The organism is Thalassobacter sp. HA4-2 (assembly GCF_055693705.1).
On record NZ_JBVFUK010000001.1, the window covers coordinates 488,117 to 502,994 of the forward strand.

The window sequence follows — 14,878 nt, forward strand, 5'->3', positions numbered from 1 at the left end:
ATCAAGTCGCGCGCGACGGCGTCGATGCGGGTATGTGCGGTGACGGCTGTGCGATCACGAACTTCGAAAAGAGCCGCCAGCTTCCCGCCTTGCACAAGGCCTTGATCGGTTTCAACAGCCACCGGACGACCATTAAACGAAAGCCCAGACAGGCCGCCAGATTGCAGGGTCATTTGTGGTGTGATCATCGCCGTACCGTCGAAATCAAACCGCCCCGGGGTGCCATCCAGTAGAACCAAACCACCCTTTGAGATCAGGGCAACCTCGCCGAAATCGCGGTTCACCTGTTGGACAGGGATCATTTGCGCGACGCTGTCCACCAGTTTCTGGCGCTGATCAATCAGCGTGTTGTTATCTTGGTTAGAGGTCGCGCCACGCCGGATCTGCCCGTTGAGTTCCGCAATCTGTTCGAGGTTGGCATTTAGGGTTTGGACTGTGCTGGCGATGGATTTGTCTGCCCTGACCCGGGCTGCACTGATTTCAGAGGAAATACCCGCGATTTTTGACGCAACGCCTTCTGCAGCCGATAGGACAGCGGACAGGCGCCCGGTGCTGTCAGGGCGCGCCGCAGCTTCGATCAGTGCGCCCTCAAAGCGCGCCAGAGTTCCGTTCAGGCTGGCCGGGTCATCGGGTAGGCCGATGGCCGTTTCCATGTCCCGTTGAAACGAAGCAAGGGTGCTGGCCTGCATCTGTGCTGCGTCCGCGCCGCGACGGTCGGCCAGCAGGCGCGGATCAACTTGTCGTTCTACGCCAACCACCCGCACGCCCGCACCCGATGACCCCAATCCCGTAGATGTCAATTCGACGCTACGCACGCCGTACCCGGGCGTGTTGGCATTCGACACGTTGGCGGACACCACCTCGGCGGCGCGCGACGCAGCGGTCAATCCGCTGAGCGCGGAGGAAAGGGAAGAAGACAGGCTCATACCCTAGACGATCAGCGTTTGATGTTGGTGGTTTCTTGCAACATCTCGTCCACGGTCTGGATGACCTTGGCGTTGGAATTGTAGGCCCTTTGTGTCTGGATCAGTTGGGTCAATTCCGCTGCGACGTCCGTAGAGCTTTCTTCGCGGGTGAAGCCTGCCATGTCACCTGTTGGTCCGTCCCCGGCATCCCACAGGAACAAGGAGCCCGAGTCGGGAGATACTTCGAACGTCTGGTTGTTCTGGGAAATCAGACCGTTCGGATTGGGCACGTCTGCCACTGGGATCTGGTAGATCGTTTTGGTGAATCCAATGTCGTAGATCGCCTTCAGGTATCCACTGGCGTCCACTTCGACCGAGCTGAGGTTGCCGACCGGGCTGCCGTTTTTATTCACGGCCACCGGTGCAAAGGAGTTGGACAGCTGGGTCAGGCCCCGCGTGTCATTGTAGCGGCCGATATCAATGGTCATGGACCCGCCGCCGGCCACGTTGATCGACAATTCGCCCGTGTCGGTATTGTAGGACCCAGTGCCGGGGGTGACGGAATTGTCCACGACATTTGCCAGCGCACCCCCGGACGCTTGCGACCCATCGAAGCGAATTGTGTAGTCGCCGACTGTCGCGCCACCCTGTGCTTGGTCTTTGATCACAAGGTTCCATGTGTTTGATGCCGGATCGCTCGCGTTTGCAGGAATGGAGGGCGTGAACTCCATCATAAGGGTTTGAGACGTGCCAAGGTTGTCGAAATACTCAACAGGGAAATCGCGTGTCTCGCCCAACTGGCCAGCCTGCGTTTCAGTTGCAGGCAGGTTCAGGCCCAGTTCCACGCGGGTGGTCGGATCGCCTGCGAATTGGTTCAAATTGACGCGCACAGGCTCCAACCCTTCGGCGGTGGTACGGGGGAAGTTCGGGATTTCACCGTTGGGCATGGCAGGCCAGCCCATCAACACAAGTCCCGTATCCGTGCGCAAAATGCCGGAGCTGTCGGGACGGAAAGAACCGGTCGTGGTCAGCATGAGGGGCAGGTCACCGCCAACATTGTCGACTGCCGTGATGTTGGTTACAGGCAACAGGCCGCGTCCTGCAATGGCAAGGTCGGTCGGGTTGTCCGTGTTCACAAGTGTGCCCTGTTCATCCACCATGCGGTAGGTCGTAACCCTGACCCCACCGGCGGAGTATTTGCCGCTGGTCTGGTCAATCACGAGAGACGAGAAATCGGCGACGGCCCGTTTATAGCCATAAGTGCCGGAGTTCGCGATGTTGTCAGAGATGGTGGCCAAGCGGCTGGCGTTCACGTTCAGGCCCGCGACACCCGCATTGAGCGAGGAAGAAATGGTCATAGCTGCGCCTTTCTGCTGCAGAATACTCGTAGTTCCACAGCGTTCATCGCAGGCCTGACTTAACGTCGCCCTAACAGATCAAATGCGATCTATTTTGACCAAGCTCATTTCTGCGCGGGTGCGTTCAAAACGGCGCGGCAGGATTGCGGCAGATCCGCCATGCGCAGCTCCACCCGTTTAGCGGGGGCCGGTGCATTTGGGTTTGGCGGGGGCGGGTTGAGGATGTCGTTCACCCAGTTCTGCGCATCTGCACAGCCATTGCCGGGGGGCGGGGGCGATTGATCCACACACTCGCGGGCGCCACGTGGGCATTTCAGCCGGATGTGCATGTGATAGTGATGGCCCCACCACGGGCGCACCTTGCGCAGCCAGTTCTTGTTGCCCGTCTCATCGTTGCACATTTGCACCTTGGCCCCGGGAAAGATGAAGATACGCGCGACCCGGCGGTCTTTGGCGGCGGCCTTGATCAGTTCGTGGTGGGTGCGTGTCCAGCGGCTGTTGACATAGGCGCCTCGGTCCCGGCGCATGGATACGGCGGATAGGTTTTCTCGCTCGCGACGTGTCAGGTTCATGCGCTCGGTAGGGTACAGCCAAACGTCCACATCCAACCCGGTCTGGTGGCTGCGATGCCCGGTCAGCATGGGGCCACCGCGCGGTTGGCTCATATCACCCACATAAAGCCCCGCCCAGCCAAGGCGTTTGGCATCGCGGGACAGGTCCTGCACAAAGTCCACGGTCCGGGGCAGTGCCCAGTTGCGATTGCGGGACAGGCGCATGGCCTGCCAAGTTGGTCCGGTTTCGGGCAGAGCGACAAGGCCCGCAGCACACCCTTTGGCATAGCCGCCGATGGGTTCGGGCGATTGTGCGGATCCCAAGGCCACGGCCCCGAACTGTTGCTTGGCGATTGGTTCCGCCGCCATCGGGGTGGCAAGCAGGCAGATCAAGGCGGCAAGTCTAAACATGGGGTTCCTCCGTGCGCGGGCCATCGGGCTTGACCCATATCATCAGGATCAGGCCAAGAATGAAAAGCCCTGCGACGGGTAAAACACCGACGCGCTGACTTTCGCTGACAAGGGTGACAAAGCCGATCAGCATAGGGGCCAAAAAGGCCGTGGCCTTACCGGCAAGTGCGTAGAGACCGAACGCCTCGGTGATGCGGCCCCCGGCGACTTGTCGGACCAACATGGTGCGAGAGGCCGCCTGCAGCGATCCGCCCGCCGCCCCGATCAGGCACCCAAGGATGTAGAACGCGATGTCGGGCGCGGGGCTGGCCGCGTCCACCGCCATGAACAGCACACTGTCGCGGGACACCAGAACGGTGCTGATTGAGACAGCCAGCAACACGACGATGCAGAGCACAATCACGGGTTTCGGCCCAAACCGGGCGTCCGCGTGCCCCCCAAGCCACGCAAACAGCGCGCCGGTGATTGCTGCCAATATGCCGAACACGCCCACATCCACCGGCGTCCAACCCAGCACACCCACGGCATAGATGCCGCCAAAGGTGTACATCCCGTTCAGGGCGTCGCGGTAGAACATCGACGATAGCAGGTAGGCGGAAAAGCTGGGCCGTTCGGGCAGGGACCGCAGGGTGCGCCAGAGGTCCCCCATCACCTTGCCCATCTTCACCTTGGCCGTTGATTTGGGCGGGCGCACTTCGCGCACGAACAGAAAGAACGGGATCATGAACACAATGAACCACAGGGCGGTGACGGGGCCAACGGACCGTGTGCCTTCGCGTGCCTCGGCATCCAACCCGAACAAGGGCGCGTTTCCCAACAAGGTTACGCCGCTTTCGTTTTCGGCCAGCAGCGTCAGCATCAGGATCAGGGCAAAGACACCACCCAGATAGCCCATCGCCCAGCCAGAGCCTGAGATGCGGCCAATTTCTGCGCGGGTGCCAAGGCTGGGCAGCATGGCGTTGGTGAAGATCGTTGCAAACTCCATCCCGATCAGGCCGATGCAGAAGACCACCAGCAGCAGCACGACGTTTTCCATGTCGGGTACGGCAAACCACAAAGCGGCCGCACCCATCACATACAGCGCCGAGAAAACCCAGACCCAGATCATTCGCCGCCCGCTGCTGTCTGCCACCGCACCAAGGAAGGGGGCCATCAGGGCGATCACAATGCCCGAGGCCCCGATGGCAAAGCCCCAATAGCTTTGCGCAAGGACCGGGTCCGACACGACCGCAGAGGCAAAGTAGGGGCCAAAGATGAACGTCAGCAGCAGGGTGTTGTAGGGCTGGCTGGCCCAGTCAAACATCATCCAACCGAAAATGCGCTTGCGCGCGGAAACCTCGGCCATGGGCCATCCCCCCCGTTTTTGAATACAGGACCCGGTAGGCGGGGTGATTGCAACCTTTACCTTACATTTCGGGGGGCCAGGGGCGGTGTGCATCCGCGTTGATCCATGCCTTTACCCAGTCGGGCAAAGCGGGCATCTCAGGGTTGCCCAAGGCTTGCAGGACCCGCGACACCGGCACGATGCCGTTGCGATCCGTCACGGCAGACCGGTACAGGATGTGCGAACAGCAGGTGTCTCCGCGCCACATGCTTTGTTCCAGATAAATGAATTTATCATCCGCTCCTAACGCGCGTGATCGCATCTCGACCCGCTGGAACATGCGGACCCTGCGGCGGTAGCGGACGGAGGCTCCGGCCATTGTCAGGCCCCATCGTTCACGGCGCAGGGCCTCGAACAGGCCTGTGCGGCGCCCAAGGGGCAGGCGGCCAAGATCATACAGGGTCAGGGTGCGCCCGTTGTTCAGTTCCCACCACAGGTCAATGTCGGAGGGCCAACAGATGTGGTGGCTGACATGGGTGCCGTCGATGGGCAGGGATGGGGCGTTCCGGAATTTCCAGAACTCCTTAACTAATCGGATCATAGGGTACATGGAGGCCGGATCGCCTGTCTTGACGCGGACGTCAACCCATACCTCGGGTCAACGGCTTGCAGGGCCCGTGCCCGCGCACTACCTATCGGTCAACCAAGGAAGGGCCTGCCATGCAATCTCTGTTTGAAATCCTGATGATGCTGATCGGTGTCGCCAAGATGATCATCATCATCCACATCATCATGTCGTGGCTGCTGAACTTTCAGATCCTGAACTACAACCAACCGATCGTGGGTCAAATCTGGGATGGCCTGAATCGGTTGCTGGAACCTGTCTACGGTCCAATTCGCCGCGCACTTCCGCAGATGGGGGGCTGGACCTCGCCCCCCTTGTCGTGATCCTAGGCATCTTTGCCTTGGAAACGATCCTGCGCAACAACGCTGCGGTCTTTTACTAGGGTCGGCTGCACGTCTTGGGGGCAGGTGGCGCATTCGGCTGTGTGGTCGGACATCTTGTGATCCATCACCGTTCCCGCGGCCATGGCGACAAGTAGAATGGCGATCTTCAGGTTCATCACTTGGGTGCGTGTCATGACTTCCTCCGTCATTTTCGCCTCGATGATGGCGCGGGCGCGGTGTGGCATCAATGCACGCCAGCGTGAGGTCACGGCTCTGTGACCTCTTGGCGGCCAATCTCCGCCGATCTATCATTCCCCGACAAGCGAAGGAACGCCGATGACCACCGAAGCCTCCACCCACGAAGCCGAAGAAGACGCCCGCAACAAGGATCTGTTGATCTGGGTCGACGGTCAGTTGAAACATCGATCCGAGGCGGTCGTCTCGGTCTATGACAGCGGCTTCATGCTGGGTGATGGCGTCTGGGAGGGGTTGAGGCTTTACAACGGCACATGGAGCTTTGCGGACGAACATCTCGGTCGGTTGTTCGAGGCGGCCAAGGCGATTGACCTCGACATCGGCATGACGCCGGATCAGGTCTTTGCGGCGCTGGAGGCCACCCGCGCGGCCAACGACATGCACACCGACGCCCACGCCCGCCTGATGGTGACGCGCGGGGTGAAGCGCCTGCCGTTCCAGCACCCGCGCTTGTCCGTGTCGGGGCCGACGATGGTCATCATCATGGAACATTCCAAGCCCAAGATCCCCCGTCCCATTCGTTTGGCTACGGTGCCCCACCAGCGCGGGTTGCCCATGACCCAAGACCCCAAGCTCAACAGCCATTCCAAGCTGAACTGTATCCTCGCCTGCATCGCCGCCGAGAAAGCTGGGGCAGACGAGGCGCTGATGCTCGACGTCCACGGGTTCGTGAACACGACCAACGCCTGCAACTTTTTCATCGTGCGCAAGGGTGCGGTTTGGACCAGCACTGGCGATTACTGCATGAACGGGATCACCCGGCAAAAGGTCATCGACCTGTGCCGCGCCAATGACATCCCGGTGTTTGAACGGAACTTCTCGCTGGTCGATACCTACGGCGCGGACGAGGCCTTTCTGACTGGCACCTTCGGCGCGCAAACTCCGGTCGGAGAGGTCGATGGCCGCGTCATCGGGGACGGCCAGCTTGGCCCAATCACCCAGCGTATTCGTGGCCTTTACAAAGACCTCGTTGGCGCATGAAGTTGTGGCAGGCGCCTATCGTAGCGGCCCAGGGGGCATGGCTGTTGGCCTCGCGCCCCCGGTTGCAGGAACCGACCGGCGCGCGCGAAGGGGTCGCGGGGTACGGACCCGAACTGCGGCTGCTCATCTTGGGGGATTCCTCCGCCGCCGGGGTGGGGGTCGCGCAGCAATCACAGGCCCTGTCCGGTCGGCTGGTCGCCGCCCTTGCCCCCCTTCGCACGGTCCACTGGCGGCTGACGGCGCGCTGCGGTGCGACTACGGCCACGACCCTGAAGCGCCTGCGCGCCTTGCCTGCTGACACCTACGACGTGGCAGTGCTGGCCGTTGGCATCAACGATGCCAAGAACGGTGTAACAGAGGAGACCTTTGCCCAGAACTATGGGACACTCCTGCAAGAACTCCCCGCGAGCAAGATCATCTGTACGGCCCTCCCGCCCGTCGGTGATTTCCCGATCCCCAGCCCCCTGCGCACCGTGATGGCCAAACGGCGCGACGCTTTTGACACCCGCTTGCGCCAAATCGCCGGGGCCGCAGGCGCGATCCACATGACCTTCGATGTGCCGATCACCTTGGAAATGCTGGCCCGGGACGGCTTGCATCCCGGGGCCAAAGCCTATGCCCTTTGGGCAGAACACCTCGCCCCCTTGATACTGGAGAGCCAATGAAAATCGCCATGTGGTCCGGCCCACGCAATCTGTCGACGGCCATGATGTACAGCTTCGGTGCGCGCAGTGATTGCGCCGTGTGGGATGAGCCGTTCTATGCCCCCTACCTTGCGACGACGGGTGCCGATCATCCCATGGCGGATCAGATCATCGCCGCCCACGACGCGGATGCGGCCTCCGTCGCGCAGAGCTGTGCTGGCCCGATCCCGGACGGCACGCCGCACTGGTATATGAAACACATGCCGCACCACATGTTGCCCGGCTTTCCGCTGGAATGGGCCGACGGGTGCACAAACATCCACCTGATCCGCCATCCTGCTCGCGTGCTGGCCAGTTATGCGGTGAAACGCGAAACCGTGACGTTAGAGGATATCGGGTTCGCTCAACAAGCGGTGCTATATGATCGGATCGAAGGACCGGTCATCGACAGTGCCACCATCCGGGCCAATCCGCGTGCGGCCTTGCAAAAACTCTGTGCCGAAATTGGCTTGCCTTGGGACGAGGGCATGTTGCGCTGGCCCGCCGGGGGGCACAAGGACGACGGCATCTGGGCACGTCATTGGTACGGAGCGGTGCATCGGTCCACGGGTTTCGCCGATCCAGAGGGGCCCTTGCCACCCGTTGCCCCACACCATCAAGTCATCCACGATGCCGCATTGACGTACTATCAGGCCCTCTCCTCCCGCGCGCTAACGTTGGATTAAGGTTAGTCGCCTGCCTTCATTGGGTTCCAAATACCCCCGCCGCAGGCGTCCCGCCCGACCCAATACGCGCCACCAAATCGGGCAGCGCGCCCAGATCAGGCAACGCATGGTAGCGCGGGTGGTCTTCGGGCACGTCCGCATGCTCCAATTCCCACGACAGTTCAAACGGTACGAACACGCCCCAGGCGCCGGCCTCAATTGCGGGCACAACATCGGACTTCATCGAGTTGCCGACCATCATCGCTGCCTCGGCCCCGTCCCCGTGGCGGGCGAACAGGTATTGATAGGTCGCGCGGGTTTTATCGCTGACCACGCAAACCTCGTCGAAATACGGGTCCAGCCCGGATGCGGCCACTTTGCGTTCCTGATCCAGCAGGTCCCCCTTTGTGATCAGCAACATCCGATACTCCCTCGCCAAGGCCGTTACGGCCGCGCGCGCATGGGGAAACAGATCAACCGGGTGGCGCAGCATCTCGCGCCCGGACGCAAGGATGTCCGAAATCACGTTGGCAGGCACGCGGCCATCTGTGACCTCGATCGCGGTTTCGATCATCGACAGGGTAAAGCCTTTGATCCCAAAGCCGTAGTGCCCGATATTTCGACGCTCCGCAGCCAGCAACCGCGCCTTCAGATCGGGCCCGTCTGCATAGTCCGACAGCAGGTCCACAAACCGGTCCTCGGTCACGCGAAAGTAGGTCTCGTTATGCCAAAGCGTGTCGTCGGCGTCGAAACCGATAGTGGTGATTAACGCCATTGGCAGATTGCCCCCTTTTCTCTCGTGCGTGTCAGATTATATTATGACACCAGAACGCAAACCCCAACCGCGCAGGTGCCCCTTGGTCCTCCCATCCACTTCCATGTCAGAGACGGACAAACCCGACGACGGCGACACCTCGGTCATCACCGAGACCAAGCCAAAGACGGCCAAACCGCCAATGTACAAGGTGATGTTGTTGAATGACGACTACACCCCGATGGAATTCGTGGTGCATGTGCTGGAACGATTCTTTGGGATCGGCCATGGGCAAGCGGTCGAAATCATGTTGACGGTGCACAAAAAGGGCCTTGCGGTGGTGGGTGTGTTCAGCCACGAAATCGCCGAGACGAAGGTGGCCCAAGTGATGGATTTTGCCCGCCGCAACCAACACCCCCTGCAATGCACCATGGAGAAGGAGGAGTAATCCTCCGTCCGGTATGACCTCCCGACTTCGTTTTGCGCTGGACAACGGCGCGATTGACCTGCCCGAGGGTACGTTGGCTGTGATGCGGCCCGATGGGGCCTATGACTTTGGCGATATCGCGCCGGACCTGTTGCGCGTCGTGCAGGGGTTTCAGCCCGATGTCGCAGCATTGGAACGGCGCGGGTTTGCGGTGACGCCGACCTTGGATACTGGCGCGGACGCAGCGCTTGTCGTGGCTCAAAAGGCCAAGGCGTTGACCCTGTCTTTATTGGCGGATGCCATAGTCGCCTTGCCCAAGGGGGCCACCATCATCGTTGATGGGGCCAAGGGCGACGGGGTCGAGACGATCTACAAAATGTGCCGCAAGCTGTTCGAATGCTCGGCTGCGGTGTCCAAGAACCACGGCAAGGTGTTCTCCTTTCCCAACACCGGCGCGGTGCCGGAGGGCTGGCGCGCCGAACCTGCCACAGTGGACGGTTTCACAACCGTGCCGGGCGTATTCTCGGCAGATGGTATTGACCGGGGATCGGCGTTGTTGATGCAGACGCTGCCGCCCGTCGCAGGGGCGGTCTGTGATCTGGGGGCGGGCTGGGGCTTTCTGTCGGCCAGTGTCCTGGCCCGGGGCGACGATATCACATCCATCGACTTGATCGAGGCGGAGTGGTTGGCCATCCAAGCCGCGCGTCTGAACGGCACCGATCCCCGGGCGTGCTTTCACTGGACCGATGCACGGGATTGGTCCGGGCGCTACGATTGGGTGATCTCGAACCCGCCGTTTCACATTGGCCGCCAAACCGCGCCCGAACTGGGACAGGCCTTTATCCGCACGGCGGCCCGCACCCTTGCCCCGCGCGGCACCTTTGTGATGGTGGCCAACCGGCACCTGCCCTACGAACACGCCCTCGAGGCCTGTTTTGCAGAAACGGTGGTCTTGGCGGACCAGGGCGGGTACAAGGTCATTTCGGCACGCCGTCCGCGAAAGGAACGCTAAATGGCCCTTGGGATCACTGGAAAAACCGCCATCGTCACGGGGGCGGCCAATGGTGTTGGCCTTGCCATCGCCCGCCACTTCGAGGAACGGGGCGCCAAGGTGATGTGCGTGGACCGGGACGAAGACGGGCTGCGCGAACAGATCGGCACCGAGAACGAGAACTTGCGATTCTTTGCGGGCGATCTGCGCGAGCGTCTGACCGTCGCAAACCTCTTGTCGGCCACTTTGGACGCGTTTGATCAGGTGGATATCCTTGTGAACTCCAGCCGACAGATCGTCAAAACCGATCCGCTGGATCCCGAGGATGACAGCGTCGAACAACTGTTGCAGCAAAATCTGATGACCTCCCTGCGGGTCAGTCAGGCCGTGGCCAAGAAAATGATCAAACAGGCTGAAACCGATGGGCGGGACGAGGGGATGATTGGATCCATCATCAACATCTCCTCCATCGCGGCGCGCCGCACCCAGCCCGAACTGATGGCCTATTCCATCGCCTCTGCGGCTTTGGACCAAGCGACGCGCAGCCTTGCAGTCGCCTTGGCCCCCCACCGCATCCGCGTGAACTCCGTCGCCTTTGGATCGGTTATGTCCGCGTCGCTGAAAGCGGCCTTGAAGGAAGATGTCGATCTGCGCGGCGCGATCTGTGACGGCACCCCCATGGGCCGCATCGCCAAACCATCCGAAGTCGCCGATGCCGCGCAATTCCTTGCGTCGGACGGTGCGGGTTTCATGACCGGGCAGACCTTGACTGTGGACGGCGGGCGCACCCTGCTGGACCCGGTCGAAGGCCCGGCACACTAATCACAACCAACGCAGGAGGCCGTTATGATTGAACGGATCGAAACAGGGGTACGGTCGTCCAAGATCGTCAAACACAACGGTGTGGCCTATATCACCGGTCAAGTGGGCGAAGGAGCTACCATTCAGGAACAGACGACCGAATGTCTGCGCCGTCTGGATGCCTTGCTGGAACAGGCGGGATCGTCGCGCAAACAGATGCTGCGGGCCACGATCTGGCTGGCAGATATGAGCGATTTTGCTGCACTGAACGAGGTCTGGAACGCTTGGGTCCCCGAAGGTCATGCCCCCGCCCGCGCCTGTGGCGAGGCGAAACTGGCCCGTCCCGAACTGCGGGTCGAGATCATTGTGGACGCCGCCTACGACTAGGCGCAACGGCCTGATCTGATGCGAAAAGCCCGCCGGGATACGGCGGGCTTTTTGCTTACTTGTCTTCGTCTTCGTCGTCATCCTCACCCGAGGGCAGGTTGAAGAAGCTGTCCGCATCGCGACCGCTTGTGTCGGGCTCTTTCTCTTCGTCGTCACCCGTCAGCGAGAATGTTTCGAGACCGGCAATCGCCGACGGGATTTTGGGTTCGGGATCGCCGCCCAAGGATTGTTCCGTCGACACCAGCTTGCGACGCTCGTCGTCTGTCATCACACCGTCGGCCTTGGCCTTGGCGGCGGCTTTCTGAACTGCGGCGTCCAGCTCGCTTTGCTTGCACAGGCCGAGGGCAACAGGGTCGATGGGCTGCATGTTCTGGATGTTCCAGTGCGTACGCTCGCGGATCGACTGGATCGTGGGCTTGGTGGTTCCGATCAGTTTGGAGATCTGGGCATCGGTCAGTTCTGGGTGGAATTTGACCAACCAGAGGATCGAATTTGGACGGTCCTGCCGTTTCGACAGGGGGTGTAGCGTGGGCCACGGCGCTTTTCCTCGCCCACAGCGGCGGGGTTGAACTTCAGCTTCAGCTTGTGCAGCGGGTTCTTTTCGGCCGCGTCAATCTCGTCTTGGGTCAGCTGGTTGTTGGCGACCGGGTCAAACCCTTTTACGCCTTGGGCCACGTCGCCGTCCGCGATGCCCTGCACCTCCAGCTCGTGCAGGCCACAAAAGTCGCCAATCTGTTTGAAGCTTAGGGTGGTATTGTCCACCAGCCATACGGCGGTGGCTTTGGCCATGATCGGTTTGTTCATCACATCTCTCCTTACGGCAAAGCGTCTCCGGCGCCCGGGCTGGGCGACAACCTTTTGAGGGTTGCGGGTTCTCGCTTTTGGGGGAACTTGCAGGGTATATATGCGGAAAGTCAAAGTGAGGGAAGAGCGAATGCGGTGGTTGGTTTTGGTGCTGTTGATGACGGGCGTGGCGCGGGCTGATGGCGAACGGGCAGGGGACTTCGACTACTACGTTCTGGCCCTGTCGTGGACGCCCACGTGGTGCGCGTTGGAAGGGGACGCGCGGGACAGTGACCAATGTGACCGGGGGCGCGGCTATGGGTTCACCCTGCACGGCCTTTGGCCGCAGTTCGAGGAGGGCTGGCCCGCCTATTGCCCCACGGCCAAGCGCTCGCCCTCGCGCAGCGACACGCGGGCCATGGCCGATATCATGGGGTCCGGCGGGCTGGCGTGGCACCAGTGGAAAAAACATGGGGTCTGTTCCGGGCTGTCGTCGGATGCTTATTTTCAGGCGTCCCGCACCGCCTATGACGCCGTGAACAGACCGCAGGTTCTGCGCAAGCTGGACCGCGAAATCACCGTCCCAGCCCGCGTGATCGAGCAAGCCTTTCTGGAGGCGAACCCGGACCTTGCACCGGATCAAATCACGATCACCTGCAAGTCTGGCCGCATCCAAGAGGTGCGCGTCTGCTTGACCAAAGACCTAGAGCCGCGCCGCTGCGGGGCGGACGTGATCCGCGATTGCAGGATGGACGACGCCCTGTTCAGCCCCATGCGCTAGCCCTCTAACGGCACACCGTTTTCATCCACATCCCGACCAGCAATGTCACGATAACCTGCCTCGCGAATAAACCCGTTAATTTCTTCCCAGAACTCGGGCTGAAGCGGGTCAGCGCTTTCGTAGCTGACGATCACGCCGTTTTCATTTACGGGATAGGTTTCGCCATCGATTACGATTTCTTCGGCGACCCATGCAGGCAAAGCGTTTTCACAATCCCCCGCACCCGCAGAGCATGTTTCTCCGCTTCCGAAAGTGGTTTTGATAATCTCATCGGCCTTAAGCTGAGTGTCGATGTCCGTGGAAACATTGGCGACACCGCTGGATACGACGGCCATCACGGCAAGTCCAAGTCCGACGAGTGCGGCGGTCAGAACCACCCAATCGACGGTCACAGCGCCTGTGTCATCATACGCAAAGTTCATTTTCGACTCCTTCGTTAGGTATTGCGGGGTCGATCTATGTGATGACTATGAACTTTTTGGGGCAATCGTTCGATCATCCAACCTTTCCACCCAATATTCTGCCGTGTTTGGGCGACCCAGCAAAAACCCTTGAGCATAGCGCACGCCCAAGCTGCGGACGGCTTCCAATTCTGCCTCGGTCTCGATTCCTTCGGCGATGATGTCGAACCCCAGATCGGCGCCCAAACTGACCAAGCCTCTGATAATGGAAGACTTGCGTTCGTCCTCGGTCAAGGCGCGGATAAAGCTGCGGTCCACCTTCACGATGTCCACGGGATAGTCGCGCAGGCGTTCCAAATTTGACAGACCTGTTCCGAAGTCATCCAAAGCCACGCGAATGCCGGCCTCGCGCAGATCGGCCACGAGGGCGCGGGCATGGTCGGGGTCGTTGATCACCGTCGTCTCGGTGATCTCGAAAACGGTGTGTTCCGCAGGCAGACCGTTCAACAGTTCTGCGGCCCACGTCTTGGACCGTTTACGGTGCTGTTCCATGAAGCGGCTAGAGATGTTGAACGCGCAATAGATGGGCCGATCCAACATGGCAAAGCTGCGCCCGGTGCCGTTTGCCTCTTCCAAGGGAGGGCGGACAGAGTGGCGGTAGTTGCTGGTCATGATGTCAATGAAGTCTTCAGGCAGCAACGTCACGCTGTCATCCTTGATCCAGCGGATCAGCGCCTCCACGCCTACGGCATGGCCCTCTTGCAAGTCCCAAATGGGTTGCACGTGGTAGGTGATCTCGCGGTCCTCCACCGCTTGGCGTAATTGCTCCAGCGTCGGTTTGGCGCGGCGTTTGGCGAGGTTGGCAAAGATTTCGTGATCTGCGACCTGAACGGCGTTGCCGCCCCGTTTCTTGACCGCGTGCAGGGCGCTCTCTGCGACGATCAAGCCGTCGATCAAGGTTTCTTCGCGAGTGACTTCGGCGATACCGATCGACGTGGTGCGATGCACCTCTGTCCCGGTGGGTGCCCGCGTTTGGGCAATGGCAGGCAACAGTCGATCCGCCAAAAGGCGCGCGCCTTGCCAGGGTGCGTGATGGACGATGCAGAATTCATCGCCGCTGAGCCGGGCCACGAAATCGGGGGCGGTCAAGTGGTCTTGTATGGTCTTGCTTATGGCGATGATCAGGTGGTCCGCCACCTGACGTCCATAGCCATCGTTGACCGACCGCATATCGTCGATATCCATATATATCAGAGAGATGGGCGCGCTATGCTCGGTCCCATCAACATATTCCGCAAGAAATCGGCGGCTTTTGGCGTGGGTCATGTGGTCTTCTGACACTTCTGACAACAGCGCTGCATTCCGACCCTCTATGGCGCGCAAACGTCGCCAAAGGAACAGAACGACGATGCCGGTAGTCAGAAAGGCCGGAACGGCCACCCAAATAGGCACAACGATGAGGAGCGGATGGA

The 14,878-nt window shown here is 60.7% G+C and carries 16 protein-coding genes and 3 pseudogenes; 9 read left to right on the forward strand and 10 right to left on the reverse strand.

What is annotated here, in order from left to right:
* Nucleotides 1–44: 44 nt before the first annotated feature.
* The 5 genes and pseudogenes from flgK to ACZ1G0_RS02430 form a co-directional block, all read right to left on the reverse strand.
* Nucleotides 45–926, reverse strand: a pseudogene (gene flgK, locus ACZ1G0_RS02410) (flagellar hook-associated protein FlgK); the annotation flags it as partial.
* 11 nt (nt 927–937) lie between these two features.
* Nucleotides 938–2,263 (reverse strand): flagellar hook protein FlgE, encoded by a 1,326-nt coding sequence (locus ACZ1G0_RS02415; RefSeq protein WP_472735478.1) that lies wholly within the window; start codon nt 2,261–2,263, stop codon nt 938–940.
* Between the two features lie 104 nt (nt 2,264–2,367).
* Complete coding sequence (mepA, locus tag ACZ1G0_RS02420) at nt 2,368–3,225, reverse strand: penicillin-insensitive murein endopeptidase (RefSeq protein ID WP_472735479.1); 858 nt, start codon at nt 3,223–3,225, stop codon at nt 2,368–2,370.
* Complete coding sequence (locus ACZ1G0_RS02425; RefSeq protein WP_472735480.1) at nt 3,218–4,570, reverse strand: MFS transporter; 1,353 nt, start codon at nt 4,568–4,570, stop codon at nt 3,218–3,220. The genes mepA and ACZ1G0_RS02425 overlap by 8 nt, the downstream gene beginning before the upstream one ends.
* 61 nt (nt 4,571–4,631) lie before the next feature.
* The gene (locus ACZ1G0_RS02430) at nt 4,632–5,159 is read right to left on the reverse strand and encodes an acyl-CoA thioesterase (RefSeq protein ID WP_472735481.1); all 528 of its coding nucleotides are present in this window, start codon (nt 5,157–5,159) and stop codon (nt 4,632–4,634) included.
* 110 nt (nt 5,160–5,269) lie between these two features.
* Here ACZ1G0_RS02430 and ACZ1G0_RS02435 point away from each other — a divergent pair.
* Nucleotides 5,270–5,556 (forward strand): annotated as a pseudogene (locus tag ACZ1G0_RS02435) (YggT family protein).
* On the opposite strand, the gene ACZ1G0_RS02440 reads toward ACZ1G0_RS02435, so the two are convergent.
* Nucleotides 5,500–5,742 (reverse strand): hypothetical protein, encoded by a 243-nt coding sequence (locus tag ACZ1G0_RS02440; protein ID WP_472735482.1) that lies wholly within the window; start codon nt 5,740–5,742, stop codon nt 5,500–5,502. The pseudogene ACZ1G0_RS02435 and the gene ACZ1G0_RS02440 overlap by 57 nt on opposite strands.
* A 91-nt stretch (nt 5,743–5,833) precedes the next feature.
* Between ACZ1G0_RS02440 and ACZ1G0_RS02445 the strand changes: the two genes are divergently transcribed.
* The 3 genes from ACZ1G0_RS02445 to ACZ1G0_RS02455 are packed head-to-tail and all read left to right on the forward strand — an operon-like array spanning nt 5,834 to nt 8,102.
* Nucleotides 5,834–6,733 carry a D-amino acid aminotransferase gene (locus tag ACZ1G0_RS02445; protein WP_472735483.1) on the forward strand — a complete coding sequence of 300 codons (900 nt, stop codon included), beginning with the start codon at nt 5,834–5,836 and terminating at the stop codon, nt 6,731–6,733.
* Nucleotides 6,730–7,398: an SGNH/GDSL hydrolase family protein gene (locus tag ACZ1G0_RS02450; protein ID WP_472735484.1), complete on the forward strand. Its 669-nt coding sequence runs from the start codon at nt 6,730–6,732 to the stop codon at nt 7,396–7,398. The genes ACZ1G0_RS02445 and ACZ1G0_RS02450 overlap by 4 nt, the downstream gene beginning before the upstream one ends.
* The gene (locus ACZ1G0_RS02455) at nt 7,395–8,102 is read left to right on the forward strand and encodes a sulfotransferase-like domain-containing protein (RefSeq protein WP_472735485.1); all 708 of its coding nucleotides are present in this window, start codon (nt 7,395–7,397) and stop codon (nt 8,100–8,102) included. The genes ACZ1G0_RS02450 and ACZ1G0_RS02455 overlap by 4 nt, the downstream gene beginning before the upstream one ends.
* Before the next feature lie 16 nt (nt 8,103–8,118).
* Here the strand turns inward: ACZ1G0_RS02455 and ACZ1G0_RS02460 are convergent, their stop codons facing one another.
* Nucleotides 8,119–8,856 (reverse strand): HAD family hydrolase, encoded by a 738-nt coding sequence (locus ACZ1G0_RS02460; RefSeq protein ID WP_472735486.1) that lies wholly within the window; start codon nt 8,854–8,856, stop codon nt 8,119–8,121.
* A gap of 103 nt (nt 8,857–8,959) precedes the next feature.
* Between ACZ1G0_RS02460 and clpS the strand changes: the two genes are divergently transcribed.
* The 4 genes from clpS to ACZ1G0_RS02480 are packed head-to-tail and all read left to right on the forward strand — an operon-like array spanning nt 8,960 to nt 11,441.
* Nucleotides 8,960–9,283, forward strand: coding sequence for an ATP-dependent Clp protease adapter ClpS (clpS, locus tag ACZ1G0_RS02465; protein ID WP_472735487.1), 324 nt, complete (start codon nt 8,960–8,962; stop codon nt 9,281–9,283).
* Between the two features lie 13 nt (nt 9,284–9,296).
* Nucleotides 9,297–10,274 carry a methyltransferase gene (locus tag ACZ1G0_RS02470; protein ID WP_472735488.1) on the forward strand — a complete coding sequence of 326 codons (978 nt, stop codon included), beginning with the start codon at nt 9,297–9,299 and terminating at the stop codon, nt 10,272–10,274.
* Complete coding sequence (locus ACZ1G0_RS02475) at nt 10,275–11,075, forward strand: SDR family NAD(P)-dependent oxidoreductase (RefSeq protein WP_472735489.1); 801 nt, start codon at nt 10,275–10,277, stop codon at nt 11,073–11,075.
* A gap of 24 nt (nt 11,076–11,099) precedes the next feature.
* Entirely contained in the window at nt 11,100–11,441 is a 342-nt protein-coding gene (locus tag ACZ1G0_RS02480; protein ID WP_472735490.1) for a RidA family protein, read from the forward strand.
* A gap of 55 nt (nt 11,442–11,496) precedes the next feature.
* Here the strand turns inward: ACZ1G0_RS02480 and ACZ1G0_RS02485 are convergent.
* Nucleotides 11,497–12,245: pseudogene (locus ACZ1G0_RS02485) on the reverse strand (DUF1013 domain-containing protein).
* 130 nt (nt 12,246–12,375) lie between these two features.
* On the opposite strand from ACZ1G0_RS02485, the gene ACZ1G0_RS02490 reads away from it, so the two are divergent.
* The gene (locus tag ACZ1G0_RS02490) at nt 12,376–13,005 is read left to right on the forward strand and encodes a ribonuclease T2 family protein (protein ID WP_472735491.1); all 630 of its coding nucleotides are present in this window, start codon (nt 12,376–12,378) and stop codon (nt 13,003–13,005) included.
* On the opposite strand, the gene ACZ1G0_RS02495 is transcribed toward ACZ1G0_RS02490, so the two are convergent.
* Together ACZ1G0_RS02495 and ACZ1G0_RS02500 are read right to left on the reverse strand one after the other, a co-directional pair.
* A complete protein-coding gene (locus ACZ1G0_RS02495) occupies nt 13,002–13,427 on the reverse strand; it encodes a hypothetical protein (RefSeq protein WP_472735492.1) in 426 nt (141 codons plus the stop codon). The two genes, ACZ1G0_RS02490 and ACZ1G0_RS02495, sit on opposite strands and share 4 nt — an antisense overlap.
* A 45-nt stretch (nt 13,428–13,472) precedes the next feature.
* Complete coding sequence (locus ACZ1G0_RS02500; RefSeq protein ID WP_472735493.1) at nt 13,473–14,846, reverse strand: EAL domain-containing protein; 1,374 nt, start codon at nt 14,844–14,846, stop codon at nt 13,473–13,475.
* Between the last annotated feature and the right edge of the window lie 32 nt (nt 14,847–14,878).